Source organism: Erwinia mallotivora (assembly GCF_000590885.1).
Lineage (GTDB): Bacteria > Pseudomonadota > Gammaproteobacteria > Enterobacterales > Enterobacteriaceae > Erwinia > Erwinia mallotivora.
The window spans coordinates 1-26,057 of sequence record NZ_JFHN01000060.1 but is presented as its reverse complement, the minus strand read 5'-3'; the positions used below and the strand labels follow the sequence as shown (position 1 = coordinate 26,057).

The following is a 26,057-nucleotide window of genomic DNA, read 5'->3' as shown; positions in this document are numbered from 1 at the left end:
GTTAATTTCCTTGCTGCACGTTCAGTTCTGCACGGGTGTTCTGCGGCGAAACCAGCAGCGTGATATCCACACGGCGGTTGCGGGCACGATTTTCAGCCGTGGTGTTTGGCACCAGCGGATTGGTTTCGCCCCGGCCTTCGGCTTTCACCCGTTGCGGCTGGCTGAGATGCTGTTGCAGACGTTCCTGAACAGACTGGGCGCGGGCCAGCGACAGCTCATAGTTAGAGGCGAAGCGCGCGCTGCGAATCGGCACATTATCGCTGTAGCCAATCACCAGAATGCGGCCACTGACGTTGTTCATCGCCTGAGCCACGCGATCCAGCACCTCTTCATAGCGTCCACGCACGGCGGTAGAGCCGGAGGTGAACAGGCCATCGCCTTTCAGCGTCACCACGCTTTGATCCGCTTCGTCTTTCACCGAGACCAGTCCCTGTTCGATTTCCGGGCGCAGGAAGCCTTTCAGATTCAGTGCCGCTGGCGCTGGCGGTGCGGGGTTCTGGATGGTCACTTCCGGCAGAGGCATCTGCCAGACCGAAGCCAGCACCGGGCGGGTGGCATCGCCCAGTCGCCAGTTGAGCAGGATGTAAAACAGGCAGGCAAGGAAGCCAACCAGCGCGGCGCAGGCCCACAGCGGCACCACCGGACGCCACAGCTTGCGGGTAACCGGGTGGTCTTCAGGATGGGGAGAGAGCGGCGGGGCATAGCCGCCACGCACCGAACGGATCATCTGTAGCAGGCGCTGCTTGATGGTTTCCAGCTGTGAACGCCCGTTGTCCAGCACCCGGTAGCGACCTTCAAAACCCAGTTGCAGGCAGTAGTTAATCAGCTCCAGCAGAACAATCTGCTCGCGGGGGTTTTGTGACAGGCGGGCCAGCAGCTGAAAGAACTTCTCGCCGCCCCAGGTTTCGTTGTGAAAGGTGACCAGCAGGCCCTGCCCCGGCCAGACGCCACGGCTGCCCCACGGGGTCAGCGCCGCCGCTTCATCCAGTGCGGTGCACAGGCAGTAGCGAGCGCCAATGATCACTTCATAGGGCAGACCGGCGCGCTGACAGTTCATTTCAAACTGGCGCATTTCGTCAATCAGCCGCTGACGCAAGCCGCCCGGATCGGCATGGGTCACCGAGTGGCGAATTTGTGGAATGGCGTTAAGTAAGGCGTTTGCCGCCGCAACCAGCGGGTTGTTGCTGCTGGCGCCTGAAAAGATGTCACCCTGCGGGGTGGCCTGTCGTTCCTGCATGATCCTTGCTCCCTGCGTCAGGCTGAGTGACTACGAATGGCCCAGAACTCCATCGCCAGACCGGGGAAATCACCGGCCAGATGGAGCGCAAAGGTGCCGGACTTTTCCATCTCCTGCCACAGCTCGCTGCCCTTCTCTAATTCGAAGTAGCTGTAACCAGCATGCCAGGGGATTTGCGGCGGCGCGACCGGCATGGCGCGCAGCACCATCCCCGGCAGCTGTAGCTGAACCAGATCGCGGATTTTGGTCACCGGGGCCACTTTCATCTGCGCCGGGAAGTGAGTCTGGAGGGCTTCACCCGGTACATTGGCGCGCACCGCCAGCACAAAACCAAACTCGCGCACCATTGTGCTGTCCGGCACGGTCGCCACATTCAGGCCGTGCGAACGTTCGGTCAGCGGCAACTGGATAGCATTCTCTTCCAGCACCTGCGACAGGCCCTGACGCAGCATCAGCATCAGTTTGCCAAAGCACCAGGCCAGCTCGTCATGGTCATAGACCGGCAGACTGCCGTCCGGAAAACGTTGCGGCGTCCAGGTGGTAAGTTCGCTGGCAAAGGCCAGCCAGCTGGCGAACAGCTGTTCAGGATGCAACAACGGCACATTTTTCAGATGGCTGACCTGGCCGAAATGATGGTTAATCAGCGCCAGCAGCATAAAGTCCGTGACATCGGCGGTATTGAAGCGTCCGGGCTGTTGCAGGCGCTGACCAATCTGCTGACTGCGCTGCTCAAGCAGGCCCAGCATGTCGCTGAGGTACTCATACAGCTGAGGATGCGCGACGCTGTTCAGCATCGGCGGAATATAGCTGCCGTCGAGACGCACCTGATTGTCGCTGCGTTTTTCCAGCACCTTAACGGTCGCCATCGCGGTCCATTCAGCAGACAGGTCGCTTTCCAGCATTAAGCGCAGGCGCAGCTTGCCGAACTGCACCGCCGCCTGGCCGACAGAAAGTGCGTTGCAATCATCCACTTCCTGCTCGAAGGTGATGTAGCGAGCCAGCGAGTCAGCGGCTTCGCTGAAGATGACATCTTCGCGGCCATTGCGCCGCGCAGGCAGCGCCAGCACCACTTTTTCCGCCCCCTGATTATCAGGGATTGCCAGCGGCGGCGGCCCGTTACGCGCATCGCGGAATGAGAAGAAGGTGCCATCAGGCAGCAGGCCACTGGCCGAGCTGAGGGCAATTTTGCCCTGGCGCAGCATCGCTTCGTCTATTTCGTAATCCAGAAAGCCCCACAGCCAGGGGCGCATAGCCATTCCCCAGCTGCGCAGCAGACTTTGTTGATAGCTCTCTGACTGCTGGAAATGGTGTGGGCGCAGAAACATGCCCTCGGTCCAGACCACTTTATCTGCTTTATTCATAATGGCTTCCGTTTTCAGGCTGGAATCATTCGTTGACGGCGCGTAACCCGCTGATGTCAGCAATGATGTCGGCTTTCAGTTCGTCCGGTGAGCTTTGCCAGATTTGATAAAAATGGCCTTCATCGGGGACGGGCAGAGGCAGGGAAAGTCGCCACTTTTTACCATCGAGAGACTGATATTCTGCAAGAATCCCGATATAGCGTGCCTCGGGGGTGGTTTGTCCCTTCAGGGCTTTATTAAGCTGTCCTGGCATCAGGAAGAACTGATCGCTGTTCAGCAGGTTGCCACCCAGTAATCCGGCAGCGTTGTTCTGCAATGAATAGAAATCAGCAGACATGAAATCGGCGTCCGACTTAAGCAATAACACCCGCACCTTCAGCGGCGCGGCATCATTAACCTGCGGATGAGCCCGGAACACCAGGCTGTAGTGCGTAGGCACACTGTGTGAAGAAGATCCACAACCGGACAGCAGAGCAAATGCCATCAGGAAAAGCGCCTGAATACTCAGGCGCAAATAACGTTGTCTGTTCATATTGATGCGGCCATTAGCGCGTTATCAGTTGATGATCCAGGTTCCGTTGTTGCTGTTCTGGCAGGCTTTATTGTCGCCATCGACCGCAACGCAGGTTTTTTTCGCGCTGGTACGAACGCGTTTACGACGTGAATCCGCTTTCACGGTTTTGTCGTAAAGGTCGCTTTTCACTACCGCCCGCATTGGTACATAACCCAGCAGCTGCTCCTGTCCCTGGTCTGCAATAGCGAACCAGTTGTTCTCAACCGTACCCAGCACGGTGTAGGACTTGCTGTTTTCCAGGTAGCTGACCACTTTGCCGCCGAAGTCAGGACGGGTCATCACCGAGGCGTTATACAAGGCGCGATACTCTTCATTTACCGGCGTAAATGACGTTGGCGGCTGTATCGCATGGCGATAGGTCAGTTTTACGCCATCAACGGTGCTGGAGACGATGGTGTCGTCTGTTATTGGCTTGGGGGGTGCCTTACATCCGGCAACCGTTAAAACAAACAGCAGGCTTAATGCGATTCGAATTTTCACCATGATCCTCATGAAGTTTTATCAAATAAAAGACGCAAAACGGTCCGGAGAGTAGTTATTAACAAAAAGAGAGATATCCTGGTCGGTTGGCCCGTCAGGCACAGCAGAAGGAAATACTGAAACGCGCCAGGCAGCGCTGGTGTGGTACAGAGAGCAAAAATCTCATGCCGCCCACACTATTCTTCAGCACTGGATAATGCGTTAAACCATTTATTACTACAGAAAAAGTACCCGGCAGAGATGATTCAGCAGGTGAAAAATCAGCAATCACGACCTGCAACGCCGCAGAAAGTTAAAAACTCTGCCTGCAATCGCACCGCCGGTTCCTGGCTGTCAGCCGCCATAAGATCTGAAAAGAACCAAAAAAATCAATCCTGTTCAGACTGCCGCCAGAGTAGAACTGAATGCCGGACAGACAGCAATTTAAATAAAAAACTTTAATATAAACAATGCATTATTTCAGAACATCTGACCATAGCTACCGCACGAGCCTGAGTTCAGTCACCCGACCCGTAACTAAGGTTACAGTTTAATATGAAATTTTCGGCAATTTTACAACACCACTCCAATTATTCAACGATGCACACTTCGTGCCTTAATTGTTCAGATATTCTTATGTTAAGGAAATAAGGTAAATTAGTCGGCAATGGCCCGGCGCATCCAGGAACATTCTGAGTTTTATCGTTGAATTTTGTAATTTTTATGCTTATTAAAGTAAATCTTATTAACCTTTAATAACCAAATATTATATACCTGCCGGCAAAAATGGACCTGAATTAGCTGAAAAACCTGGGCAATATTTTTGAGTTCTGAATTTTCAGAATAAAATATCGTGGTGAGAAGGATTGTTGGTGCAGCGATATACACAAAATGTAACCGCTGCGATATTGACAGATAAAAAGCTGAAAAGAGCAAACTTAAGAAATGAGAATCTCTTGCAGCGCCGCCAGGGAAGGCACCTGCCAGGTGGGCTGAACACCTTCGGGTAACGGACGGTTGTCCACATTCAGCCAGCAGGTGGCCAGCCCCGATCTTATCCCGCCAAGAATGTCTGAATCCGGATTATCTCCCACCATCAGTACTCTCGACCGTGGCGGATTCGCCATTTTCTCCAGCGCGTGGTCGAAAATGGCCGGATGCGGCTTGGCGTACCCCAGCTCTTCAGAGATGACCAGCAAATCAAAATAGTGCAGAAAACCGGTACGTTGCAGGCGGGCCTGTTGCAGTGCGGTAAAGCCGTTGGTGATGATCCCCATTTTTACCCTGCCCTTCAATGCATGGAGTAAATCCGGCGCGCCAGCCAGCGGCAGACAGATTTCTGCCATTGCCGCCAGATAACCGGCATTCAGCTGGTGAGGGGTGACATTCAGTTTCTCTCCCCAGCGGACAAAACGCCGGGTCTGTAGCTGCTGCGCGGTGATGGTGCCGTTCTGATACTCCACCCACAGCGGTTTATTAATTGCCTGGTACTCTTCGAAATCATGGCCGGAAAAGGTCACACCATATTGCTGAAAAAGAAGCTGTAAACCGGCCAGCGCATCAAAATGGAACAGCGTGTCGTCAGCATCGAATAAAATCCAGTCCCAGTCTTGCAACATTATTGCTATACCTTTATCGGTTCACAGGGTGCAGGTGGCGCGCTTGTACTGAACGCGATCATTTCAGAGGGTGAGCGCCATAATGATGGCATCTTCTTTACCCGTCGCCGCAGGATAATAGTTGCGGCGTACGGAGACCTGATTAAAGTCCAGCTGCTCGTAAAGCGCAATGGCCGGACGATTGGAGGCCCGCACCTCCAGCCACAGCGTCTGAATATTGCGTGCCGTCAGGGCATTAATCAAAAACTGCAACAGCTCCCGGCCAATGCCGCGCCGTTGAAAGTCCGGATCCACCGCCAGGTTAAACAGCGTGGCTTCATCCAGCACCAGTTGGGTGATGGCAAAGGCCGCCATTTTGTCTCCCACATCCAGCCGGTAATTGAGATAACGCTCACCCTGATTGCTGCTCAGTGTTTTCTCACTCCACGGGAAGGCGTGGCTGCGCTGTTCAATCACCAGAGCGCGTTGCAGATCGCCCGGCGTCAGTAAAGAAATCTGATTCATAATTGCAAATTTGTTGCCAGAGTGCGCGCCTGGCACTCGCGTTGTGAGAAAGCTCCGCCAGTTGCGGCGAAGCAATGTGGGAACCATCGGCGGTTACCGGGGCAGACAGCCCCAGGCACCAGCTGACACAATCAGTATCATCAGGCAGCATCGCCCGTTGCTCCGGCGTAAGTACCATCACCTGATGCTCATCAAGCAGCATAGCCTTCAGCACATCGCTGATAAAGGGGTCGTTCAGCGCCGGCGGCCTGTCGGCCACGATCAGCAGGCGTGTCTGTTCACTCAGGGTGATGGAAACCTCGCCCTGTAAGGCACGCGGACGGCGCAGCGTATACTGCGTTATGCCCATTTGCTGTAATAACCAGTCACGTCTGGAAGACATCATATTCCCGTCGGGCCGCTTGATTGCGGCGCTATGCTAACAAACCTCATCCCTCTGCGCCAACTACCCCGGGGTCGGAGTGACTTCCGGCTGCAACGCCGGTTAATTCAGGTATACTCCCCGTTCTGATTCAGAAGGAGCCACCGATGTCTGCTTTTACCCCGGCCAGTGAAGTCATACTGCGTCACAGTGATGAGTTTATTCAACGCCGCGTACTCTTTGCCGGCGATTTGCAGGACGACCTGCCCGCCCAACTGGATACCGCGCTGAGTCGGGTGCATACCCAGCAGTATCATCACTGGCAGCTACTGAGCCGCACACTGGGAGAAAATGCTCACTACGGCCTGCTGGCGACGCCGGAAATGGTCGCGGAGTGCGATACCCTGATCTACTTCTGGCCCAAAAATAAGCCGGAAGCACAGTTCCAGCTGGAAAATTTGCTCGCCCTGCTGCCCACTGGCTGCGACCTGTTCGTGGTGGGAGAAAATCGCAGCGGCGTGCGCAGCGCAGAACCGATGGTTGCAGAATGGAGCACGCTGAATAAAATCGACAGCGCCCGCCGCTGTGGCCTTTATTATGGTCGTCTTGATAAAAAACCGCTGTTTGATGTGCAGGCATGGTGGGCTGACTATCCGCTGGGGGATCTGACGGTGAAAACCCTGCCTGGCGTGTTCAGTCGCGATGGTCTGGATGTTGGCAGTCAGCTGCTACTCTCCACCCTGAAACCGCACACTAAAGGGAAGGTGCTGGATGTCGGCTGTGGCGCAGGCGTGCTGTCTGCCATGCTGGCACGTTTCTCCCCGAAAGTTCGCCTGACGATGACCGATGTCAGCGCCGCCGCCGTTGAGGCCAGTAAAGCCACGCTGGCCGCCAATGGTCTGGAGGGGGAGGTTTTTGCCAGCAATGTTTATTCCGGGGTGAACGGTCGCTATGACATGATTATCTCCAACCCACCGTTTCATGATGGGATGCAAACCAGCCTGGAAGCCGCTCAGCAGTTGATTCGTGGCGCGGCTAAGCATCTTAATATTGGTGGTGAACTGCGCATTGTCGCCAACGCTTTCCTCCCTTATCCACAGGTGCTGGATGAAACCTTCGGCAGCCACGAAGTGCTGGTGCAGAATGGGCGCTTCAAGGTGTATCGCGCGGTCTGGTCGCGAGCGGCAAAACGTTAGACGTCTGTTTTACTGAAATACGCCGCCGCTGAAGGGATACCAACTGGTGTTTCCGATTCCGGCACTGTTTCACTCGTGCAGTGAGATTCAGGGGCGGTCAGGAGGAGAAACAATGCCTGTCAGGTAGAGTTGACAGGCATTCACTTTTCCGGACTCATAAGCATGGCTTCTTTAGCCGATCACAACGGAATGGCCTTCCGTAAAATCAGCCTGTTAATCCCAGGCATGTACAGGGGTCATGTCCCAGTCTTTAATCCGGTACTCTTTTTTGCCTGATGTCACCTTCATTAACTCAAGATCACCCTGCAGATTTTCAGGTAATGCCATCCCTGTATTCGAACAGTCGCTGGTAGTGACAAGAACTATTTTGTTTTTAATCAGGTAATTGAAATCAACCTCTATTAGCTGATTCTTACAATATGGTTTCAATTTCTCGGGCACCGTTTTGAAAACTGTTGCCGTTACAGAACTGCTTATCGGTGACGAGATATTCATCTCATTAACCTTATATACACCTCTTTTTTTCATATGAATAACTGAATTGCATGATTTAATTATCTTTTGCAAAATACAATTCCTACCTCTTCGGTTCAGACTATTGTCTTTTTTTGCAACCACAACTTCAGATCTATGGTCCGCGGACAGGGCTGCATTACGCCCCCCAATACACTCCAGTAAATTCATAATCGCTCCCGATATATTGAAAAAAACCACCATAGCGAGGCGAAGATATTTTTTATATCAAAATAAGCTTTTCCCGGGGAGTTAACGTTTTTTGTCTCTGGCGCTTTTTGCAGCGATTGCCGCACCAGCGTTAAATAACTGTTGACCTGTTGGGGAAAATCTCTAGAATGCGCCTCCGTGGTAGTCATACAACACTGTTGTACTGACGGCGGGCGAAGGTGGCGGAATTGGTAGACGCGCTAGCTTCAGGTGTTAGTGTCCTTACGGACGTGAGGGTTCAAGTCCCTCTCTTCGCACCAAACCACATTGTTCATATCGCACAGCACTGCGCGAAGGTGGCGGAATTGGTAGACGCGCTAGCTTCAGGTGTTAGTGTCTTAACGGACGTGAGGGTTCAAGTCCCTCTCTTCGCACCAATGCGGTGATATGAGCAGATCAACAAGACGCGAAGGTGGCGGAATTGGTAGACGCGCTAGCTTCAGGTGTTAGTGTCTTAACGGACGTGAGGGTTCAAGTCCCTCTCTTCGCACCATGTTGATCGCCGTCACTACTCTCTTTTGAGCCAGCCCCCGTAGAATTCTTTTGTTCCGCCACGACTGACATGTCACTCTGCCCTTTGCCGCAGGCCTGCTATAAAGCACTTACAACACCGAAAAATTGACTGAGATTGCCGCCATCCCCGACGCCACGGCCAGACAGGAAGGCAGAAGCAGATAATGACGCGAACGTTGGTGGAAAAGCATAGCGATGGTCATCAACAGGGCAGATACCATCATGGCACGCCACGCGGTGAAAGAGAGATCCAGCAGCAGAATCGGCGGTACTATCAGACAGGGAAGCACCACTCCCCAGGCGCTATCCAGCCGCTTTACTAAACTTTCACATCCCCGCCAGAGTATCACTTTTGTTGTCAGCATCAGCCAATCCCACACCATTTTAAATGATAATGATTACCAATATCATAATGTAATAATTCTCATCTTGCAGCAAAAATCGTTATCATGCTGTTGAAAAATTAAACCTTCTGGTGACAGTAAAGTTATTAAGTGATAAATTGAGTCAGTCCGAAATTAAATAAATTTAAAATAATAACTACATTAAACTATTACAGGAATAAAAAAGAACGGTAATTCTGTTAATCACCGTGCATTATTCAGGGCAGTAACGAGTAGAGAATAATGAAATTACAAAGCTATGATGAATTGCTTAACAGCAGGCACAGGCTCTCGCTGATGCTATTTCTTTTTTTAAATGCAGCAACCTCTTTATTTTGTTTATGCAGCGATATGAAAAAAATCGCCTTCAGCTATATTACACCTACACTGATCCTGGCCGTGTTCAGTTCCGGATTATTGATCTGGATGTTTTTAAGGCCTAAAGGTGAATTTCCGGTATTAAATATTGTATCGTTATTAACCGGATTACTTTGGGTGTGGCAAATTGTCGCGAAGTACCAGTTAGTGTTTTATTTTGACAGCAGTTTTCTGATGCTCAGTCTGATTGGTGTATTCTTTATCAGCGTTATCGCTCTGGGTAATCATTTACCCGCTTTTTGTCTGCATATCGCGCCCTCTTCGGTGGCGGTGCTGTGGTTGGATCACGGACAGAATATCCTGATGATCCTGTTTACTATCGCTCTGCCATTAATCGGCGTGACGCTGCATCAGCTGATGCAACACCGTGGCGATACGTTTACCCGCCGCCTGGTCCACGAGCTGTATGCAGATAAAGAAAAGTACAGTGGACTCAGTATGATTGATCCTCTCACCGGCCTGTATAACCGTCGCGGACTGAAGAACCGGCTGGAAAATATTCCCGACACCGGCAATCACTTTGTGCTGCTGTTGGATATCGATCATTTCAAAGCCTATAACGATAATTACGGTCATGCGATGGGCGATCAGGCGCTGGCCAGAGTGTCAGCAGCTATCCGTGATGCGGTGCGTTCGCGCGATGTGGTCACGCGCTATGGCGGTGAGGAGTTTCTGGTGCTGATGACCAATATTAATGAATCAATAGCCCACAAGCTGGCGGAACGGATACGCCAGTCGGTTCTCGATCTGGAAATTCCCCATCGTTTTAATGACCGGGTTGCCACCCACGTAACGGTCAGCGCGGGTTACGCACAGATGAAAGCAACGGATTTCGACAGCGCGCTGGCTAACGCCGACCGGGCGCTTTATCTGGCAAAAAATCGTGGGCGCAATACTATTTTATCCTACCGGGATATTGTGAAAAGCGGGTTGAGTCAGCCAGCGGATACCCTTTGAGCCATTAACAGGTGAAGCTGACCGAATTATTAAATGAATTTACTATTTACACTTAATCCAAATTACCGCAGAAATGCCCCGAACTATTATTTTTTCTAATAAACCTGAGCCGGACATTACTGAATTAAATGCTCCTGCGGCAGCGTTTAAATAATTTCTCCACGTCTTAAAGCGCGTCAAATCCGGGGTAAATTCATTTTCGTCTGAAGCTGATAATCTTTTTTCTCCATCGGGAAGGCAGCTCGCAGCAATCAAAAAAATAATCCTGTTCTGATGCCCCCACAATAAGTCAGAACGGCAGGCTTTCGCGGCCATCGACCATACCCTCTGCCAGACGCTTGTCTGTCTGCTCCCCCTCAGATAGAATCAAGAACGATTATCATTTGTTTTTGCACTTCCATTCAAACTGGATACCCTATGACCACCACTGTTCGTCAGGCATCTGAGTATGGTTCACACCCACTGATTTTTATGCACAGCAACCGCCCGCTGGCAGCCTCGTTGCGGGCGTTATTCAGTGAACATCGTGCTTATTTCCTTGATTCGATCAGGCTTGGTGAACAGCCTCCCGCTGGCAGTATGACTCTCAGCGCCTGGTCCACGACGGAAAATTTCGCCAGGCTGAACGCGCGCTACGGTGATTATATGTACCGCGAACAGCCGCAGATGGAACGTGAAAACAAGCCGTTACAGTCACTCTGGGCGCAGTGGTATCTGGGCCTGGTGATGCCACCAATGATCATGGCGCTGCTGCTGGAAACACGTGCGCTGGATATCTCTCCGCAATATTGTCAGGTGGAGTTCAGCGAGACGGGCCGCCCTGCTGTTTTCTGGTTTGATGTGCGCGAGGATGAAACAGCACGTTACCTGTCACCGCGACAGCGTGTTGACCGCCTGATTCAGCGCCATCTGATCCCGGTGGTCAATGGCATTGCACAGCATGACGGCATTAACGGCAAACTTATCTGGAGCAATACCGGCTTTGCTCTCCACTGGTTTCTGGGTGAACTGGCTCCACTCACGGGTGAGCCACTGCGCCAGGAACTGGAGCAGGCTTATTTCTTCTCGCGCACCCTGCTGGATGGTTCCGACAATCCGTTCTTTCGCACCATGCTGCCCCGTGACGGCGAGATGCAACGCCGCACCTGCTGCCAGCGTTACCGCCTGCCCGACGTTCAGCGTTGCGGCAATTGCACCCTTAATCCACTCTGATCCCACCTCTTCCCGTTTACAGTCAGCCGACTCTGTGGCAGCTTAAGCCGTTCTGAAAAAGGGAGATAAGCATGAGCCTGGAGTCAGTACGGCAGTTCTTTGCCGAACACGCCCCTGAAATTGGCATTATTGAACTGGCGGAAAGCACCGCCACCGTCGAGCTTGCCGCCCGCGCGCATCACGTGAAACCGGGGCAAATCGCCAAAACGTTATCGTTGAAGGTCAAAGAGCGCGTCATCCTGATTGTTACCCGTGGCGATGCCCGCCTCGACAACCGCAAGCTGAAAGAGATGCTGGGCTGTAAAGCCAGGATGCTGAGTACCGATGAGGTGGTTAACTGGACCGGACATCCCGTTGGCGGCGTTTGCCCGTTCGGTCTGGAAAACCCATTGCAGGTGTTTTGTGACGTCTCGCTGCGGGATTTTGCTGAAGTGCTGCCCGCCGCCGGATCGATTAACAGCGCGGTGCGAATCTCACCGGAACAGATGGCGAAACTGACGTCCGCCAGCTGGGTGGATGTCTGCCAGCTACCGGGCTGACGCACAGGAAAAGCGGATCGCCCGATCCGCTTTCAGTTATTCCCTCAGTGAGAAGCTTTCTCTGCCGCACTGCCAGATGAAATTGCCACGCCCCTCGTCTCACGCCCGAAGGCCACCAGCAGAGTGATTAATATCGCCACGGTCCCGGCGACGATCGCCATCGCCAGGCCGTAGTTATTGCCGTGCGCTTCGGCAATGTGTGATTGTAACGAGGCATTCACTGAAGCAATCAGGTTTCCTAACTGGTAGACAAAACCAGGCAGCACAGCACGGGTGTTCGCCGGGACCAGCTCGGTCAGATAAGTGGGCACCACGCCCCATGCGCCCTGCACCATAAACTGCATCAGAAATGCACCCAGCCCGATAGTGAAGGAGCCGGAGGAGAACGCCCACACCGGTAGCACCGGCAGGGCCAGCAGCGCGGCAATCATTATCGCTTTTTTACGTCCAATTTTTTCCGACAGCGTGCCGAAGAATACCCCGCCCAGCATGGCGGCCACGTTATAGCAGATGGCGATAATGCTCACCGTGTGTGGCGTAAAACCGTGCTGTACCTTCAGGAAGGTCGGATAGAGGTCCTGAGTACCGTGGCTGAAAAAGTTAAAGCAGGCCATCAGTAATACCAGAAAGAGGCACAATTTCCACTGGCTGCGCAGTACCGGCATCAGCGCCACGCTCTCTTTGCGCTCTATTGCCGCCAGCCATACCGGAGACTCCGGCACCTTGAACCAGATGTAAGGCAACAGGAAAATCGGCAGTGCACCGATCAGGAACATCCCACGCCAGCCCACGGTGCTGTAGAACAGGCCGAAAATGATCGAAGCCAGCAGATAGCCCGCCGGATAACCTGCCTGGAAGAAGCCGGACATCATCCCGCGTGAACGATCCGGAATGGTTTCCATCGCCAGCGATGAGGCCACGCCCCAGATGCCCCCCATGGCAATGCCGTAGATAACCCTGAAGGCCAGAAATGTCCCCAGCGTGGGCGACCATGCCGAGAGCAGCTCAAACAGGGAAAACGTTACGATATTCACCATCAGGATCGGCCTGCGGCCATATTTTTCAGCCAGACGGCCAAACAGCAGCGCGCCAATGGGTCGGACGGCCAGCGTCAGCATAATGGCGATGGAGACGTCGGAAATTTCCGTGTGAAAATTTGCCGCAATATCACTCAGAACAAAAACCAGTATAAAAAAGTCGAACGCATCCAGCATCCAGCTGGCAAAACTGGCGAAGGCCACATTGCGCTGGGTAGAAGTCCAGTTGAACATAGGGATTATCCTGTCTTACAGCGTGCGGGAGCCACAGCGGTGGGTTAGTAAAATGTTAACCATTTGTTTATAGCATGCTTACAGAAAGCTATCCTGGTGGATTTGTGAGCCTTCACTTCAGCCTGTAAGCAGCTGTTTCTGAACTCTCGCTACAATCAGGCCCCTTTTTTGCTACAATCGCGCTCTTTCTGTGCTGACGAGGATCTTCAGGACTTGTCGCTGTTCGCCCTGCACCGCTCCCCCAACCGCTACGCGGCCTGGGCCGGTCTGCTGGCCATGCTGCTGATTTTTATCGCCCCGGTTATTTCCAAATCACTGGCGATGACACCTGCCCGGCATATGGCGATGATGATGAATATGCCCGGTATGGCGATGCACGATATGCCCGGTATGACCACGGATGACGATGCCATGGCCGCCGGAGACACGCAGAAGGCGTCACATCCTCCCCTGTCAGTGATGGATGACAGCGCCTGCGGTTACTGTCTGCTGCTGGTACACCTGCCGCTGGCGCTGACCAGTCTGCCACCGCTGTGGTCTGTGCTACAGGCCGCCAGCCTGCATGCGGTTCCTCTGTTCAGCCCGGTTATCAGACGCTTTATTCCCACCTTCTTCCGTCCCCGCGCACCACCCGCATCGAGCCGCGTGATCTGAAAAAATAGTGCTGTTATCACCTGCTCAATGCCTGAACACAGGCGGATGGAACCATTATGTCGGAAAAAACCCTGGCGCGGCCTGCCCGTGCCGCTCAGACGGGTAGCGCGCTGTTGCCGCTGCTGCGCCGTCTGCATTTCTATATTGGCCTGTTTATCGCGCCTTTTATCTTTATCGCCGCGCTGACCGGTACGCTGTATGTCCTCACACCGCAGCTGGAAAATGCGCTTTATGCTGACCAGCTGTTTACCCCGGCCAGCGGGCCTGCCAGACCTCTTGCTGACCAGATTACCGTCGCTGAACAATTTATCGGACCCGACGCAAAAATTGCCGCGGTGCGACCTGCTCCCGGCCCGGGTGAAACCACCAGGGTGATGTTTACCACCGCAACATCAGGCCCGTCGGAAACCACCGCCGTCTTTATCGCCCCGGATACCTTGCAGGTTCGTGGGCAGCTGGATGTTTATGGCACCAGCGGCATTCTGCCGTTACGTACCTGGCTGGACTATCTGCATCGCAATCTGCTGCTCGGCGATGTCGGCAGAAATTACAGCGAACTGGCCGCCAGCTGGCTGTGGGTAGCTGCGGTGGGGGGCGTACTGCTGTGGGCCACCAGCCGCTCGCCGCGCAGAGTCAGATCCGGCAAAGCCTTACGTGGCCAGCAGATACTTCGCCACCGCTACTGGCACAGTACGCTGGGCTTATTACTGCTACTGGGGCTGATTTTTTTCTCCGCCACCGGGCTGACCTGGTCACGCTGGGCCGGAGATAATATCGCCGCCATGCGGGCGCATTTTGGCTGGCAGACACCGGTAGTCAATACCGCACTTACCGCCGGACAACCTGCCGCTACCGACCCGATGCCGGGTATGGTGATGGCCGCACCGCACCCGGCAGATGAACATCAGCAGCACAAAATGTCAGGGATGATGCCCCATAACCCGGCGGTCAGCGTGCAGCCTGCGCAGTTTGACAGGGTGCTGAAAGCGGCGCGTGATGCCGGGATTAATGCCGCCAAAATTGAGATCCGCCCGGCATGGCAGCCAGACAAAGCCTGGACGGTGAGTGAAATCGATCGTCGCTGGCCCACCCATGTGGATAGCGTGGCGGTTGATCCGCAACGTTTTCAGGTGGTGGATAAAGTGGAGTTCGCCCACTATGGCCTGCTGGCAAAGCTCACCCGCTGGGGGATTGATGCACATATGGGGGTGCTGTTCGGCCTGGCTAACCAGCTGCTGCTGGCTTTTTTTGGCGTGGGGCTGTGCGTGATGATCGTGCTGGGTTATCGCCTGTGGTGGCTGCGTCGCCCCACCCGCGGACAGACTCTCCACCCGGCAGACACGCTGTGCTACTGCTGGCAGCAGCTCTCGCTCAGCGCCCGTTTCCTGCTACTGGTGTTGACCGTAACCCTCGCGGTCAGCCTGCCGTTGATGGGCATCAGTCTGCTGGCATTGCTGCTGGTGGATATCGTGCGCTGGCACCAGGCAAGGAAGTCTGTCGCCGCCTGAGTCGTAATGGGGTGGCAACGCCACCCCCGAATTTAACCCGCAGGCAAGCAATCAGGGCGGATTTTTCAGCGCCTGCTCCAGCATCGTTAACAGCAACGGATTATCCACCGTCTTCAGCACCTGTACCCGGCTCCCCGTTGGCTCCCCTACCGCCACATCAACGCGCAGCGGTGGTCGAAATCGCCAGGCTTTACCGCGTGTCATCCCCGGCCGCACTTCGACATCAACATAATAGTCAGCCGCCGTCGCCACCTGCGGATTAATCAGCCAGGCGACCACCAGCGCATCGTGGATCCAGCAACCTGGTATATTACGGGTCTGCATTGAGTATTCGAGCCAGGGTCGCAGAGTTTCACAGACATAGCGGGCAAGCCAGCCGTCAATGCTGGCAAAACGCTGCAAATCCTGCCGGGTCAGCATCGTTTGCGTAGTGACATCCATCGGCACCAGCGTAATCCGCGCTCCGCTGGTCAGCACCTGCTGCGCCGCCTCCGGATCAAGCCCGAAGTTAGTGTCCTTGATATAGTCATCCAGGGTAAACACCCCGCCCATAATGACGATCTCCTGTACCGCTGCGATCATCGCCGGATAGCGCGCCATCGCCAGCGCCACGTTGGTCAACGGCCCGATAGCCACCAGGGTTATCTCCCCCGGGTTGGCACAAATCAGTTGACCGATAGCATCTGCCGCCGCCAGAGAGGGAGCCTGACGAACCTGGGGCGACGCCACGTCCCGCCACAGATGGGCCAGATTTGCAGCATAAACGCGATTATCCAGCGCCTCCCGCCACGGCTGCGCGGGTTCAACCAGCGCCTGTTCGGCCCCCTGATACACCGGCACCTTCAGGTTTCCCTGCGTCACCAGCGCCATTGCCACGTTGAAACCGATGTCACTGGGGGTGTTGCCTGCCACGGTGGTGATCAGCTCCAGTGAGATATCAGGCGATCCCAGCGCCAGCGCCAGTGCCAGCCCGTCATCCACATTCGCCCCGGTGATACCGTTTCCGGGATCGCAATCAATAATCACTCTTCTCATCTGGTTTTTCGTATTCCGGGTTCATTGTTCTGTAACAGGCAGCCGCAGGACTCCCCCTGCTGAAACTGATGAGCAAACTCACTCAGTTGCCCTTCACTTTCTCCCGCTGACAGCATCGCAATCGCCTGGCGGGCCATCGCCTCTACCGGCTGACGCACCGTGGTCAGTGAAGGCACACAAAATGCTGATTGCTCCGTGCCGTTAAAACAGACCAGCGCAACCTGTCCCGGTACGCTGATACCCTGTTCTGCCAGCGCCCGTATGCATCCTGTCGCCTGCGCCTCATTGCTGACAAACAGCGCACGAGGCATTTTTTCACCGGCCAGCATGGTTCTGGCCGCCTGGTAGCCCCCTTCGCGCGTGTACAGGGTCGGGAAAATCCACTGTGGCCGCTCGGTTATCCCGAACTCAGCCAGCGCCTGACGCCAGCCGGCAAGACGATCCTGGGTGTTTAACATCGCCAGTGGCCCGCAGATAATTCCGACATCCTGGTAACCGTGGCTGAGCAGATGGGCGCTCACCTGATAAGCCGCCGCCCGCTCATCAACCCCCAGAATATGAACGTTCAGCGCCGGATCGACACGCTCCAGCATCACCAGCGGGGTGCCACTGGCCTGGATCACCTCTATAAAGGGATGGCGATCGACGCTGTTATAAAACAGGCCATCCACCTGCTGACTGAGCAGGTTATTGATCAGCTCAAGTTCGCGCTGGCGGCTGTCTCCGGCATCCCCCAACAACATCACCATGCCATTTTTTAGCGCTTCCTGCTGCAATGCATGAGCAAAGGAGGCAATAAACGCATTGGAGATATCTGGCACCACCAGCCCCAGGGTTTTGCTGGTTCCGGAAGCCAGCGCGCGGGCAACCTGGTTTGGCCGGTAGCCTGTTTTTTTAATAGCGTCCAGCACGCGAAGCCGCGTTGCCTGAGCAACCGGCCTCGGCCCCTGGTTGATCACGTAGCTGACCACCGCAACGGACGTCCCGGCTTCTCTGGCCACATCGGCTCTGGTGGCACGATGACGACTTATTTTTGCCAACATGCCACCTGAAAAGCAGTGATCCAGCACAGCCGCTGGCGGGATCGGGTGATAATCAAATGGCATCCTCCGGCAAATTAAGGTCGCGGCCACGGGTTTCGGGCGCGACAAAGGTGGTCAGAAAACCCGTCAATGCCATCAGCGCAAAGTAGCAGGCAATCGGCCACCAGTGACCGCTCCAGGAGAGCAGCGCGGCCGCCACCAGTGGCGCTGTGCCGCCCGAGAGGATCGAGCCCAGCTCTTTTGCCGTCGCCATTTTGGTGTAGCGGTGAGTCACCCCGAACATCTCCACGCCCCACGCGGCCTGCACACCATAGATCCCCAGTGAGGCTAACCCCATTCCCGTCACAATGGTCGGTATCACAATCAGCGGCTCTCGCGAGTCCAGCAGCATAAATGCCGGGAAGGCATAGAGTATCAGCAGCAGGCAGAACCAGCGGTAGGTGATACGACGACCAAAGCGGTCAGAAAGCCAGCCAGCAAAAGGAATTATCAGAAAGCCCAACACCGAGGCGATAAACACGGCGCTGGTCGCCACAGATTTGTCCACGGCCAGCACTTTAACCACGTAGCCAATGATAAATCCCTGCGCCAGATAAGAGGGACCGTTTTCACCAATGCGCAAACCCACCATAATCAGAAACGCCCGACTGCGTTGCAGCAGGCTGCGTTCAGCTTGCTGCCGTGGCGCAGGGCTTGTTGGCTGGCTACGTTGGGCAAGGATCTCCGCTTTCTGGCGCTCAAAAACCGGCGTTTCGCGCAGATGGCGACGTATCCATAGCGCAACCAGCGCAATCAGCGAGCTGCACAGAAAGGGCACACGCCAGCCCCACGCCTGCAACTGCTGAGGGTCCATTTGCACCACCGCCAGCCAGACCAGTGAGGCCAGCAGCGTTCCGCTGTTGGAACCCAGTGCAATGATTGATGAAACCAGACCGCGTTTTTCGGCAGGCGCATACTCGCCCAGCATCACCGTGCCACCTGACAGCTCCGCCCCTGCGCCAAACCCCTGGCTGAATCGCAGTAGCACCAGACAGGCAGGCGCCCACAATCCAATCGAGGCATAGCTGGGGATCAGCCCAATCAGGGTGGTTGACGCACCCATCAGGATAATGGTGCTGATCATCACCACCTTGCGGCCTTTACGGTCGCCCAGCCAGCCGAAGAACAGAGCGCCAATCGGTCGGGCGATAAACCCGACCGACCAGGTGGCAAAGCTTGCAAGCAGTGCCATCGCCGGGCTGGCCTGGGGAAAGAACACATCGCCAAAGATAATGCCGGCGGCCAGACCATAGAGTGCGAAATCTGCATACTCCATTGCCGTACCCAGCCAGCAGGAGAGTGTTGCCCGCCAGAATTCGCTGCGTCCCTGAGGAGTGGCAAACCGCTCATCGGCTGCTGAGCGTGAAAGGTCCGGCTGGATTGATTGTTGTGTGGACATAAAAAATCCCATGGTAAAAGGCGTGCTTATTTCGCTCTGCGCGGGCCTGGTCAGCCAGGAAACTTCACCGCTGAGAACGTTCTTTTGCTGATGCCAGGCTGAAAGATCGGTAACAGGTTCCCTGGTGTTGGGGTGTTCTGCTCGTTTCCCGTTCGCTGGTTTGATAACCAGTCGTATTCATCACCTGAAACGAAGACGGCCTGCTGACCAACAGAAAACCGCATCTGATCTCGAACCCGCAGAATCTACGCGCGTAGAAAATGAACCGGAGAACGATAAGCGGCCATACCCGCCCTGAAGATGCGCTGCGTTATCGGCATAAAATTATTTAAATACCCTTTACGTACAGAGAGTTAATTCCGTAACAACCGGGAAAAACGCCATACGGTCTTTGTTGGTCATGCAGGTCCGATTTTTTAATCAGCTTTACACTGGCTCTGGCGGCAATCATCTGAACAGCTTAATGTGTCAGCAGTATGACGATGTCTTCTCGTGTGATGGCTTCAGCAGCATAAGAGCCTGTGCCACCTGGCGTTATTGTCGCAGCCGGTCCGAAGACGGACAGCGCGCAAAAACCGTAGCGCACACGGAACCGGTGAGGATTTCGGGCGCTGCCCGGGTTCAGAATGGCAGGTAAACCAGTCCTGATGGGCCAGGCTCTGAGTGCACTTTATCGTCGTGGCGTAGACCGGGCTTAACGGAGAAAGGTAATGACCATCATCCTGATGCGGCATGGCAAACCTGCTCATTTTTCCTCTGGCTGGTTGCCTGCACGGGCAATGAAGCAGTGGTGCGCATCCTATGATTTGTCGGTGGTCGAAGAGGCTGCGCCGGAGAGAAGCGCACGGATTGCCGCTGCCGCAGATTATATCGTTTCCAGCCCTTTACCTCGCGCCTGTTCATCAATGCGGAAATTAGGGCTGGCGGCAAATCTGGTGGATGGGATGTTTCGTGAAGTCTCCCTGCCGGAGATGGCGTTGAGCTGCCCCGCTTTTCCCGCAGCCTTCTGGCTTTCTCTGCTCAGGGCACTATGGTTTTGCGGTTATTCAGGCCAGGTGGAGTCTTATCGACAGGCACAACGGCGCGCGAAACAGGCAGCCGAACGACTGATTGCATTGTCCTGCCACGGCAATGTCCTGCTGGTGGGGCATGGGATTATGAATAAAATGATCGCCCGCCAGTTACGTAAAGAGGGCTGGCTGGCAGAGAAACACGCCAGTAGTCGCCACTGGAGCACGGCTATTTATCACCCTCCATTGATTCCGTCACAGGTTGAATAGCCTCATAATCAATAAAAACGCCGCCTGAGATGGCAACCCAGACGACCATCGGCTGTTCAGCCCCCGCGCCTGAAAGACGGCACGTTGTTTAGTTGCTTTTCGGGATTGTGCGTTATGAGATGTGAAGAAAGGTGTGAACAGCCAGAAAGTATTGTTAATCAATCAGTTCCAAATAAAACTCAACTGCCTGAAAAACAATCAACCGGTAGCGAACCGCTGGATCGCTGTGACAAGTTCCTTTATAATCCCGCGCCACAGGCCCCTTAGCTCAGTTGGTTAGAGCACGCGACTCATAATCGCTTGGTCGCTGGTTCAAGTCCAGCAGGGGCCACCAAATATCAAGGGCTTACGTGAGAACGTAGGCCCTTTTGTTTTTTCGGGGATATGCCGTGGATATGTTGAAACGGTAAGCATGATGCATCATGGCGGCTTATTGAGCAGCTATCACACGTACTGAAAGTGTCTGCCCGGAGCTGCAATCGCCTTGCCGCGAATGAGTTCGAGCTTCAGCGAAAGCCATGAGTCGTGCGCGTAGTGGTGCCTGGAAAATCTTCAGCCCCTGCCCGCTTGGCTGTGGAAAAAACATTAAGCTCGTTTCTTTAGAGAAAACCCGCGAGCAGTTAACCCCGTTATATGGCCGGAGACAATCCCAGCTATCACTACCAGAAAAGCAGGATTGTTAGACAGCCGACAAATCAGTAAATCCTGTAATTGCTCTAAATCCCAGGTGAAGTATTATTCACCATGAATCACCACTGGATTAATACTTAAAGGGAAATTACTCACATGAAAGGACGCTCTCACACCCCTGTGATTTTGCATCCCGATCGCCTTTTCTCATCGGTCGGCACATGCGGCACAAATGCACCTGATGAAGTAAAAAAACTTCAGCAAATGGTTTCCGGTGCAGGTTACCGGCAGGCCACCGGACGAACGTTGAAGGTTGACGGTCAGTGCGGCCAGAGCACGATTGAAGCTATTCGCTGGTATCAACGCCTGTTGAATATGTCGCCTTCTGGACTGGTAACACCGGTTGACTCTTTTTTTATTCAGGCCCTGAGCAACGCGATAACCCCTCACTGGCGGCCCAAAAATACCAGCGGCCCTCTCCGCGTTCACGAAGGACAAATAACCTTTGATGCAGAAGGATCAGATTATATCACCGCCGTTGAACCCTTCAGGCAAAACCGGTATCCCAATTTTACCCGTATTTTACACTGGCCTGAGGCACGTTCCGGAGTCACATTAGGGCGCGGGTATGACATGCGGGAACGAAGTGCTGGAGAAATTCACTCAACACTTAGGCAGGCGGGTATTGAAGAATACAAAGCGGTAATTTGCTCAAAAGCAGCACATCTCAAAAGCAGGCAGGCCGAGCAGTTCGTCAAAGTATATGGCCCCCTTGTTGGTGAAATTACACACCAGCAACAAATTAATCTTTTTGAGATAGCTTATCGTGAAAAACGTTACTATGGGATTGGAGTTTATAACCGTAATTCGCGGAATGTACCTAATCGATTGACCTGGGGGGAAATTGAGTCAAAAATCAGAGACGTGTTTATTGACACACTTTATATGGGCAACCGAACAGCCCCTTTAATGGTCAAAATAATGGCATCATCCAATAATCGGCAGAAAATCATAAAGTACATTGAAGAAAATCTATTACCTTTCGATCACAGAAGAAATCTTATAAGAATAAGGTATTTAAAATGAAAAAAATTAAATTTCTGCTTATCTGTTCATTAGTAACCTGTACAGGATTTTCCTATGCATCTTCCAAATTACCAGACATTCTTTCAAACAAAGAAGTAGATCTCTGCTCATCGAAATTCGGCGATAATAACGATGAATGTCTAAGCGAGATAAGTAACAAATCAGAATTATCATTAAAGCAGGTATATGACCAGAAATTAAAGAATATCGAATCTTTTGACTATAATCTGTGGTGGATGGGAAGCGAGGAACAGAAACAGCAAATGATTACTAAATTCAAAGCCAGTCAAAAAACCTGGATAAATTACAGGGATACTTTTTGTCAGGCTGCTGTAACCAGCGCCCAAAGTACACATGATTTAGGAAAAGTAACAACGAGTTGCATTCTTAACATGAACGAACGTCGCATTGAAGAAATCAATTTTGTAAATACAAATATGACCGACTAAATTCTGAGGGAGACCCAGGTCTCCCTCAGAATGTTTATTGCAATGGCAAAGCTTTGTACGCACCTAATCAGGTTTCCTTTCGCCTTGGGCAACGGGAAGGCCAGATATCCGATGGGATGCCCCCCAGCGCTACAGCAATGATAATCTCTCCCTTTAGCCAGTGACGATAGAGCGCATTACCCAACGTGGATTCGGCCAGGCCCGATTCTCGTGATAACCGTAATACGGAACGCCCTCTTTTCTTCAGTTCGGCTGAAACCTCAGACGGGTGCCAGTCTTTGCCTTGTGACACACACCTGCCCCCAGTATTAGATACAACCTTGAGTTAGTAATGTCGATTTGTTTACCTTCACATTTTCCATTCCGCCACCATGCTGCAAACTCTGATCGCGTCTGATAATTTAGTGCTGAATGTGGATGACATTCATTATAATCCTGCCGCCAGTCATTAATGACTTTCCTGGCGTGAACGATATTGCTCAACCAGTGCTTATTCAGACATTCATCGCGAAATCGTCCGTTTAAGCTCCGAATAAATCCGTTCTGCGTTGGCTTGCCCGGCTGGATTAAGCGCAACCTAACACCATGCTCAAAAGCGCATTGCTCCAGTGCGCGGCAGGTGAACTCCGGCCCCCTGGTCAGTTCTTATCGTCGCCGGATGGCCTCGAAACAGTGCAATGCTGTCCACAATACGCGTGACCTGAACGCCTGAAATCCCGAATGCGATGGTAATTATCAGGCACTCCTACGTGAAGTCGTCCACACAGGTCAGGGACGTGACCCTGCGACCGGTGGTGAGCGCGTCCATGACAAAATCCATCGACCAGGTCAGGTTGGGTGCCGCCGGGCGGAGCAGCGGCAGACGTTCTGTTGCCAACCCTCTACGACGTCGTCTGCGTTTTATACTCAGGTCATTAAGTTGATAGATGCGGTAAACCCGCTTGTGGTTAACGCAAAGACCTTCACGCCGAAGAAGCTACCAGATACGCCGGTAACCAAAACAGCAGCGTTCAAGTGCCCTCTGTGATGCGTATATACAGCTGCGCGTCAGCAGCCGGACGCTAAACCGAATAACGGCAGGTTGACAGGCACGACGTTGCGGCAGACCGGTCGCATCATACATAAACTCAACGGCTTACCGCTTCTGGTCTGTCGTCAGTACTTTCGCCCCAGAGCCACCTGAAGTGCCTTCTTGTCCAGTTTAGCTTCGGCAGGCAGCTTCCTGAGTCTGGCGTTCTCTTCCTCAGGCGACTTCAGGCGCTTAACCTCGGGCACCTCCATACCGCCATACTTCTTGCGCCAGGTATAAAAGGTGGCGTCGAAAATGGCGTGCCTGCGACAGAGCTCACGGGCAGAAACCCCGGCTTCAGCCTCGTGGAGACTTCTTGCGCCAGGTATAAAAGGTGGCGTCGGAAATGGCGTGCCTGCGGCAGAGCTCACGGGCAGAAACCCCGGCTTCAGCCTCGTGGAGACTTCTTGCGCCAGGTATAAAAGGTGGCGTCGGAAATGGCGTGCCTGCGGCAGAGCTCACGGGCAGAAACCCCGGCTTCAGCCTCGTGGAGAATACTGATGAGCTGTTCGTCGGAAAAACGCTTCTTGATGGGGTGTCCTCATGTGGCTTATGAAGACATTACTAACATGGCGGTGTGTTAATCAACGGGGAGCAGTTCACAGCACAACACAACACAGCATTATCAGTAAAGCCAGCGCCCTGCTACAGCAGACTCAATAAGCATCTCAACGGTTAACGGTGCAGGTTGATGATGGTCGGTTTGCATGTATTTTGGCAGAATCGCGCCGGGCAAAAACCGAACACCTTCATTTGGGAAATATTTCCTGAAGTAGAAGGCAGACATATCAACGTGAAGTGATTCTGCATACTCTTCAAAAAAATCATTAGCTTCTTCAGGCAAAACGCCATTTTTACCCGTACTCAGTGAGGCATCATCTGGCATATCCCAAAAATATTCAGCAATAAGGCGGCGAACACTTTCAGCTTTATTCATACCAGTATTATCCTTTTATGCCTGTAATCAGTTTATAACGAAGTATGACATTATGAGTAATGATAGAGAGGTCAAAAGCAGTTATTACCGCACCAATCCATGGCACCCAACGACCAACATACGCTCCGACGCTTGTCGTGTATGACCATTCACCGCGCAGCAATTTTTTCCATGTAATTGTGCGGTGCTTATTTTGAAAACGTTGACGTATTAGCACCCGACTTATGAGGGATATTGGACTGGTGCCGCGCGTCGTTTTCAGTACATCCAACTTACCTCTTACAGGGATAACCGGAAGACTGGCTAACATCGAAGCAACGGCGACAATATCAGTTATCCCGCAGAATCGTTTTCTAAATTCATCAAGTATTAACCAGAACAGAAGCTCCTCGGCGTCAACACTCATTCCGTCAAAAAAATACGTTCCATTTAATTGCTCGATAGTATCCATGCCTTTCTCCCTTTGGCAAATGAGGAAAGCTATCCTAACTTCTGCCTCTTGAACGGTCCAGAATAAACCATGAAATTGAGAAGGTTACCTGAACTATTTATAAAAAAAACTAATCACGTCAGGGCTACAGTTCAGACTTTTTTGGCTGCAAAATATCTTCTTCAGTGGTATCCAGCGCGTTGTAGTGGCCAGCTATTGCTGGTGGCATAGCCCTTTGGTCAAAGAACAATGAAGAGACTGTAATGAACTTACACGAAGCTGCAATAAAACTGTTAGAAGCCTCACCTGAGCCACTAGCTGTACTGGAGTCTTTTGCTGAACGCATCACTCCAGCATCCTGGAGTGGTAGCCTGGCGAGCATAATGCAAGCCAGAGCAAGGGCCATCAGTACGCTCAGTAAACACGAGCGTCGGGATATCGCAGAGAATGCCAAAATAGTTTGTGAAAAAATGAGTCAGTGGGTCGAACACCAAAAAGAGCGTGAACATCGGGAAGATAGCGAAAGGGAGCAACGGTTTGAATGAAAGCCAAGAGCCTACACAAACGTTCTACGATAAGAATTATCCTCGTGGTTCAGGTTGTTTTTTTCCCCTGATGACTTTCGCATTACGGTGTTCAGGCAATTTTTTCCTGTCATGGTTTATCATAACGATCATTGTAGAAACGTGAAATCAGCGCTCAAAGGGAGTCAGTCAGGAAAAAAATGCCATGTCAGGGGGAGCTAACTACCAATTGCGGCTTACATCTAAGTGCCATTGTCCAGGATACAGATGACAAACATAAAGAACCCCTGCCAAAAGACAGGGTAAACGTAGCTACGAATAATCTAAAAAGTTATTTACCCGGCTGCTCAGTCATAAAGCCAGCGACCTGCTTTGGCTGATTCTATAAGCATTCCGACAGTAAACGGCTCCGGTTTATGCCGGTCTGAGCGCAAACGGGCAGGCATTATACAGTTAGGTAGAAACGGCAATATAAGAATGGGAAAATAACGCCGCCAGTTTATAGTGCTACAATCAACCCTAAAAACTTCAACGTATTTATCGACCAGCTCATACACATCCTCACGAACAGTAAGATATTTTCCAGTACTGAGTTGTATTAGTCGCGACTTGATCTGACATATAGCCTTGAAAGGTTGAGAGTTACCGGTTTTGATATGGGTGTCGAATCCTTATACAAAACACGAG

General features: G+C 52.9%; 31 protein-coding genes, 4 tRNA genes and 1 pseudogene. 14 read left to right on the top strand and 22 right to left on the bottom strand.

What is annotated here, in order from left to right; translation table 11 throughout:
• Nucleotide 1: 1 nt before the first annotated feature.
• The 7 genes from BG55_RS15890 to BG55_RS15855 all read right to left on the bottom strand — a co-directional run bounded on the left by BG55_RS15890 (nt 2) and on the right by BG55_RS15855 (nt 6,136).
• On the bottom strand, nt 2-1,237 hold the full coding sequence (locus BG55_RS15890; RefSeq protein ID WP_034939520.1) for a DotU family type VI secretion system protein: 1,236 nt from the start codon (nt 1,235-1,237) through the stop codon (nt 2-4).
• 17 nt (nt 1,238-1,254) lie between these two features.
• On the bottom strand, nt 1,255-2,598 hold the full coding sequence (tssK, locus tag BG55_RS15885; RefSeq protein ID WP_034939518.1) for a type VI secretion system baseplate subunit TssK: 1,344 nt from the start codon (nt 2,596-2,598) through the stop codon (nt 1,255-1,257).
• 25 nt (nt 2,599-2,623) lie between these two features.
• Nucleotides 2,624-3,130, bottom strand: coding sequence for a type VI secretion system lipoprotein TssJ (gene tssJ / locus BG55_RS15880; RefSeq protein WP_034939515.1), 507 nt, complete (start codon nt 3,128-3,130; stop codon nt 2,624-2,626).
• A gap of 24 nt (nt 3,131-3,154) precedes the next feature.
• Nucleotides 3,155-3,655, bottom strand: a complete 501-nt coding sequence (locus tag BG55_RS15875) for a hypothetical protein (RefSeq protein ID WP_071995042.1) — start codon at nt 3,653-3,655, stop codon at nt 3,155-3,157.
• 914 nt (nt 3,656-4,569) lie between these two features.
• The gene (gene yjjG, locus BG55_RS15865; RefSeq protein WP_034939510.1) at nt 4,570-5,250 is read right to left on the bottom strand and encodes a pyrimidine 5'-nucleotidase; all 681 of its coding nucleotides are present in this window, start codon (nt 5,248-5,250) and stop codon (nt 4,570-4,572) included.
• A 63-nt stretch (nt 5,251-5,313) separates the two neighbouring features.
• On the bottom strand, nt 5,314-5,754 hold the full coding sequence (gene rimI, locus BG55_RS15860) for a ribosomal protein S18-alanine N-acetyltransferase (RefSeq protein ID WP_034939508.1): 441 nt from the start codon (nt 5,752-5,754) through the stop codon (nt 5,314-5,316).
• Nucleotides 5,699-6,136 carry a DNA polymerase III subunit psi gene (locus BG55_RS15855; protein ID WP_152542821.1) on the bottom strand — a complete coding sequence of 146 codons (438 nt, stop codon included), beginning with the start codon at nt 6,134-6,136 and terminating at the stop codon, nt 5,699-5,701. The genes rimI and BG55_RS15855 overlap by 56 nt, the downstream gene beginning before the upstream one ends.
• Nucleotides 6,137-6,282: 146 nt before the next feature.
• On the opposite strand from BG55_RS15855, the gene rsmC reads away from it, so the two are divergent.
• Nucleotides 6,283-7,311, top strand: coding sequence for a 16S rRNA (guanine(1207)-N(2))-methyltransferase RsmC (gene rsmC / locus BG55_RS15850; protein ID WP_034939505.1), 1,029 nt, complete (start codon nt 6,283-6,285; stop codon nt 7,309-7,311).
• Between the two features lie 213 nt (nt 7,312-7,524).
• Here rsmC and BG55_RS15845 read toward each other — a convergent pair whose 3' ends face one another.
• On the bottom strand, nt 7,525-7,995 hold the full coding sequence (locus BG55_RS15845; protein ID WP_034939503.1) for a hypothetical protein: 471 nt from the start codon (nt 7,993-7,995) through the stop codon (nt 7,525-7,527).
• 212 nt (nt 7,996-8,207) lie between these two features.
• Here BG55_RS15845 and BG55_RS15840 point away from each other — a divergent pair.
• The 3 genes from BG55_RS15840 to BG55_RS15830 all read left to right on the top strand — a co-directional run bounded on the left by BG55_RS15840 (nt 8,208) and on the right by BG55_RS15830 (nt 8,527).
• Nucleotides 8,208-8,294, top strand: a tRNA-Leu gene (locus BG55_RS15840).
• 30 nt (nt 8,295-8,324) lie between these two features.
• Nucleotides 8,325-8,411 (top strand) — tRNA-Leu (locus BG55_RS15835).
• 29 nt (nt 8,412-8,440) lie between these two features.
• Nucleotides 8,441-8,527: transfer RNA gene (locus BG55_RS15830), tRNA-Leu, on the top strand.
• Nucleotides 8,528-8,636: 109 nt separating this feature from the next.
• Here the strand turns inward: BG55_RS15830 and BG55_RS15825 are convergent.
• Entirely contained in the window at nt 8,637-8,912 is a 276-nt protein-coding gene (locus tag BG55_RS15825; protein WP_052018904.1) for a DUF1435 domain-containing protein, read from the bottom strand.
• A 261-nt stretch (nt 8,913-9,173) separates the two neighbouring features.
• On the opposite strand from BG55_RS15825, the gene BG55_RS15820 reads away from it, so the two are divergent.
• Complete coding sequence (locus BG55_RS15820; RefSeq protein ID WP_034939501.1) at nt 9,174-10,265, top strand: GGDEF domain-containing protein; 1,092 nt, start codon at nt 9,174-9,176, stop codon at nt 10,263-10,265.
• A gap of 42 nt (nt 10,266-10,307) precedes the next feature.
• Here BG55_RS15820 and BG55_RS22640 read toward each other — a convergent pair whose 3' ends face one another.
• Nucleotides 10,308-10,580, bottom strand: coding sequence for a hypothetical protein (locus BG55_RS22640; RefSeq protein WP_152542810.1), 273 nt, complete (start codon nt 10,578-10,580; stop codon nt 10,308-10,310).
• A 102-nt stretch (nt 10,581-10,682) separates the two neighbouring features.
• On the opposite strand from BG55_RS22640, the gene fhuF reads away from it, so the two are divergent.
• The gene (gene fhuF, locus BG55_RS15815; protein WP_034939498.1) at nt 10,683-11,477 is read left to right on the top strand and encodes a siderophore-iron reductase FhuF; all 795 of its coding nucleotides are present in this window, start codon (nt 10,683-10,685) and stop codon (nt 11,475-11,477) included.
• A 71-nt stretch (nt 11,478-11,548) separates the two neighbouring features.
• Nucleotides 11,549-12,016 carry a YbaK/EbsC family protein gene (locus BG55_RS15810; RefSeq protein ID WP_034939495.1) on the top strand — a complete coding sequence of 156 codons (468 nt, stop codon included), beginning with the start codon at nt 11,549-11,551 and terminating at the stop codon, nt 12,014-12,016.
• Between the two features lie 44 nt (nt 12,017-12,060).
• Here BG55_RS15810 and BG55_RS15805 read toward each other — a convergent pair whose 3' ends face one another.
• Nucleotides 12,061-13,287, bottom strand: coding sequence for an MFS transporter (locus tag BG55_RS15805; RefSeq protein ID WP_034939494.1), 1,227 nt, complete (start codon nt 13,285-13,287; stop codon nt 12,061-12,063).
• A 168-nt stretch (nt 13,288-13,455) separates the two neighbouring features.
• On the opposite strand from BG55_RS15805, the gene BG55_RS15800 reads away from it, so the two are divergent.
• Nucleotides 13,456-13,941 (top strand): DUF2946 domain-containing protein, encoded by a 486-nt coding sequence (locus tag BG55_RS15800; RefSeq protein ID WP_235192778.1) that lies wholly within the window; start codon nt 13,456-13,458, stop codon nt 13,939-13,941.
• Nucleotides 13,942-13,997: 56 nt separating this feature from the next.
• A complete protein-coding gene (locus BG55_RS15795) occupies nt 13,998-15,449 on the top strand; it encodes a PepSY-associated TM helix domain-containing protein (protein ID WP_034939491.1) in 1,452 nt (483 codons plus the stop codon).
• Between the two features lie 51 nt (nt 15,450-15,500).
• Here BG55_RS15795 and BG55_RS15790 read toward each other — a convergent pair whose 3' ends face one another.
• From BG55_RS15790 to BG55_RS15780, 3 genes are read right to left on the bottom strand one after another with little or no spacing between them, the layout of a single operon-like run.
• Nucleotides 15,501-16,484: a nucleoside hydrolase gene (locus tag BG55_RS15790; RefSeq protein ID WP_034939489.1), complete on the bottom strand. Its 984-nt coding sequence runs from the start codon at nt 16,482-16,484 to the stop codon at nt 15,501-15,503.
• Entirely contained in the window at nt 16,481-17,527 is a 1,047-nt protein-coding gene (locus BG55_RS15785; protein ID WP_420842895.1) for a LacI family DNA-binding transcriptional regulator, read from the bottom strand. Before BG55_RS15785 ends, BG55_RS15790 begins: the two co-directional genes overlap by 4 nt.
• Before the next feature lie 52 nt (nt 17,528-17,579).
• On the bottom strand, nt 17,580-18,965 hold the full coding sequence (locus BG55_RS15780) for an MFS transporter (protein WP_034939487.1): 1,386 nt from the start codon (nt 18,963-18,965) through the stop codon (nt 17,580-17,582).
• Nucleotides 18,966-19,675: 710 nt separating this feature from the next.
• On the opposite strand from BG55_RS15780, the gene BG55_RS15770 reads away from it, so the two are divergent.
• The 4 genes from BG55_RS15770 to BG55_RS15755 all read left to right on the top strand — a co-directional run bounded on the left by BG55_RS15770 (nt 19,676) and on the right by BG55_RS15755 (nt 22,410).
• On the top strand, nt 19,676-20,245 hold the full coding sequence (locus tag BG55_RS15770; RefSeq protein WP_034939481.1) for a histidine phosphatase family protein: 570 nt from the start codon (nt 19,676-19,678) through the stop codon (nt 20,243-20,245).
• 257 nt (nt 20,246-20,502) lie between these two features.
• Nucleotides 20,503-20,579 (top strand) — tRNA-Ile (locus tag BG55_RS15765).
• A 452-nt stretch (nt 20,580-21,031) separates the two neighbouring features.
• On the top strand, nt 21,032-21,961 hold the full coding sequence (locus tag BG55_RS15760) for a DUF8812 domain-containing protein (RefSeq protein WP_034939478.1): 930 nt from the start codon (nt 21,032-21,034) through the stop codon (nt 21,959-21,961).
• A complete protein-coding gene (locus BG55_RS15755) occupies nt 21,958-22,410 on the top strand; it encodes a lysozyme inhibitor LprI family protein (RefSeq protein ID WP_034939476.1) in 453 nt (150 codons plus the stop codon). Before BG55_RS15760 ends, BG55_RS15755 begins: the two co-directional genes overlap by 4 nt.
• A gap of 67 nt (nt 22,411-22,477) precedes the next feature.
• On the opposite strand, the gene BG55_RS22020 is transcribed toward BG55_RS15755, so the two are convergent.
• The 7 genes and pseudogenes from BG55_RS22020 to BG55_RS23030 all read right to left on the bottom strand — a co-directional run bounded on the left by BG55_RS22020 (nt 22,478) and on the right by BG55_RS23030 (nt 25,192).
• Nucleotides 22,478-22,702 (bottom strand): helix-turn-helix domain-containing protein, encoded by a 225-nt coding sequence (locus tag BG55_RS22020; protein WP_071995039.1) that lies wholly within the window; start codon nt 22,700-22,702, stop codon nt 22,478-22,480.
• Nucleotides 22,654-23,808 (bottom strand): annotated as a pseudogene (locus tag BG55_RS23310) (IS3 family transposase). The gene BG55_RS22020 and the pseudogene BG55_RS23310 overlap by 49 nt, the downstream one beginning before the upstream one ends.
• The gene (locus BG55_RS22010; protein WP_071995044.1) at nt 23,777-23,899 is read right to left on the bottom strand and encodes a transposase; all 123 of its coding nucleotides are present in this window, start codon (nt 23,897-23,899) and stop codon (nt 23,777-23,779) included. Before BG55_RS22010 ends, BG55_RS23310 begins: the two are co-directional and overlap by 32 nt.
• A complete protein-coding gene (locus BG55_RS22005; protein WP_420889623.1) occupies nt 23,868-24,011 on the bottom strand; it encodes a transposase in 144 nt (47 codons plus the stop codon). Before BG55_RS22005 ends, BG55_RS22010 begins: the two co-directional genes overlap by 32 nt.
• Before the next feature lie 93 nt (nt 24,012-24,104).
• Complete coding sequence (locus BG55_RS15740) at nt 24,105-24,416, bottom strand: DUF1493 family protein (protein ID WP_034939474.1); 312 nt, start codon at nt 24,414-24,416, stop codon at nt 24,105-24,107.
• Between the two features lie 7 nt (nt 24,417-24,423).
• The gene (locus tag BG55_RS15735) at nt 24,424-24,867 is read right to left on the bottom strand and encodes an STM2901 family protein (protein WP_034939472.1); all 444 of its coding nucleotides are present in this window, start codon (nt 24,865-24,867) and stop codon (nt 24,424-24,426) included.
• Nucleotides 24,868-24,991: 124 nt separating this feature from the next.
• Nucleotides 24,992-25,192 carry a hypothetical protein gene (locus BG55_RS23030; protein WP_200871632.1) on the bottom strand — a complete coding sequence of 67 codons (201 nt, stop codon included), beginning with the start codon at nt 25,190-25,192 and terminating at the stop codon, nt 24,992-24,994.
• A 37-nt stretch (nt 25,193-25,229) separates the two neighbouring features.
• Between BG55_RS23030 and BG55_RS23025 the strand changes: the two genes are divergently transcribed.
• Nucleotides 25,230-25,391 carry a hypothetical protein gene (locus tag BG55_RS23025; RefSeq protein WP_200871631.1) on the top strand — a complete coding sequence of 54 codons (162 nt, stop codon included), beginning with the start codon at nt 25,230-25,232 and terminating at the stop codon, nt 25,389-25,391.
• Between the two features lie 326 nt (nt 25,392-25,717).
• Here the strand turns inward: BG55_RS23025 and BG55_RS22000 are convergent, their stop codons facing one another.
• A complete protein-coding gene (locus tag BG55_RS22000; RefSeq protein ID WP_268745066.1) occupies nt 25,718-25,969 on the bottom strand; it encodes a DUF1493 family protein in 252 nt (83 codons plus the stop codon).
• Nucleotides 25,970-26,057 lie beyond the last annotated feature (88 nt).

Coding starts and splice junctions, on each gene's coding strand:
- BG55_RS15760 (WP_034939478.1), top strand. CDS start 21,032: ATGAAAGGACGCTCTCACACCCCTGTGATTTTGCATCCCGATCGCCTT.
- BG55_RS15790 (WP_034939489.1), bottom strand. CDS start 16,484: ATGAGAAGAGTGATTATTGATTGCGATCCCGGAAACGGTATCACCGGG.
- rsmC (WP_034939505.1), top strand. CDS start 6,283: ATGTCTGCTTTTACCCCGGCCAGTGAAGTCATACTGCGTCACAGTGAT.
- BG55_RS15780 (WP_034939487.1), bottom strand. CDS start 18,965: ATGTCCACACAACAATCAATCCAGCCGGACCTTTCACGCTCAGCAGCC.
- yjjG (WP_034939510.1), bottom strand. CDS start 5,250: ATGTTGCAAGACTGGGACTGGATTTTATTCGATGCTGACGACACGCTG.
- fhuF (WP_034939498.1), top strand. CDS start 10,683: ATGACCACCACTGTTCGTCAGGCATCTGAGTATGGTTCACACCCACTG.
- BG55_RS15820 (WP_034939501.1), top strand. CDS start 9,174: ATGAAATTACAAAGCTATGATGAATTGCTTAACAGCAGGCACAGGCTC.
- BG55_RS15795 (WP_034939491.1), top strand. CDS start 13,998: ATGTCGGAAAAAACCCTGGCGCGGCCTGCCCGTGCCGCTCAGACGGGT.
- BG55_RS15810 (WP_034939495.1), top strand. CDS start 11,549: ATGAGCCTGGAGTCAGTACGGCAGTTCTTTGCCGAACACGCCCCTGAA.
- tssJ (WP_034939515.1), bottom strand. CDS start 3,130: ATGAACAGACAACGTTATTTGCGCCTGAGTATTCAGGCGCTTTTCCTG.
- BG55_RS23030 (WP_200871632.1), bottom strand. CDS start 25,192: ATGCGTTCAGCAAAAGACTCCAGTACAGCTAGTGGCTCAGGTGAGGCT.
- BG55_RS15825 (WP_052018904.1), bottom strand. CDS start 8,912: ATGCTGACAACAAAAGTGATACTCTGGCGGGGATGTGAAAGTTTAGTA.
- BG55_RS15855 (WP_152542821.1), bottom strand. CDS start 6,136: ATGTCTTCCAGACGTGACTGGTTATTACAGCAAATGGGCATAACGCAG.
- BG55_RS15755 (WP_034939476.1), top strand. CDS start 21,958: ATGAAAAAAATTAAATTTCTGCTTATCTGTTCATTAGTAACCTGTACA.
- BG55_RS22640 (WP_152542810.1), bottom strand. CDS start 10,580: ATGGCCGCGAAAGCCTGCCGTTCTGACTTATTGTGGGGGCATCAGAAC.
- BG55_RS15805 (WP_034939494.1), bottom strand. CDS start 13,287: ATGTTCAACTGGACTTCTACCCAGCGCAATGTGGCCTTCGCCAGTTTT.
- BG55_RS15770 (WP_034939481.1), top strand. CDS start 19,676: ATGACCATCATCCTGATGCGGCATGGCAAACCTGCTCATTTTTCCTCT.
- BG55_RS15735 (WP_034939472.1), bottom strand. CDS start 24,867: ATGGATACTATCGAGCAATTAAATGGAACGTATTTTTTTGACGGAATG.
- BG55_RS23025 (WP_200871631.1), top strand. CDS start 25,230: ATGCAAGCCAGAGCAAGGGCCATCAGTACGCTCAGTAAACACGAGCGT.
- BG55_RS15740 (WP_034939474.1), bottom strand. CDS start 24,416: ATGAATAAAGCTGAAAGTGTTCGCCGCCTTATTGCTGAATATTTTTGG.
- rimI (WP_034939508.1), bottom strand. CDS start 5,754: ATGAATCAGATTTCTTTACTGACGCCGGGCGATCTGCAACGCGCTCTG.
- BG55_RS15890 (WP_034939520.1), bottom strand. CDS start 1,237: ATGCAGGAACGACAGGCCACCCCGCAGGGTGACATCTTTTCAGGCGCC.
- BG55_RS15845 (WP_034939503.1), bottom strand. CDS start 7,995: ATGAATTTACTGGAGTGTATTGGGGGGCGTAATGCAGCCCTGTCCGCG.
- BG55_RS15785 (WP_420842895.1), bottom strand. CDS start 17,527: ATGTTGGCAAAAATAAGTCGTCATCGTGCCACCAGAGCCGATGTGGCC.
- BG55_RS15875 (WP_071995042.1), bottom strand. CDS start 3,655: ATGGTGAAAATTCGAATCGCATTAAGCCTGCTGTTTGTTTTAACGGTT.
- tssK (WP_034939518.1), bottom strand. CDS start 2,598: ATGAATAAAGCAGATAAAGTGGTCTGGACCGAGGGCATGTTTCTGCGC.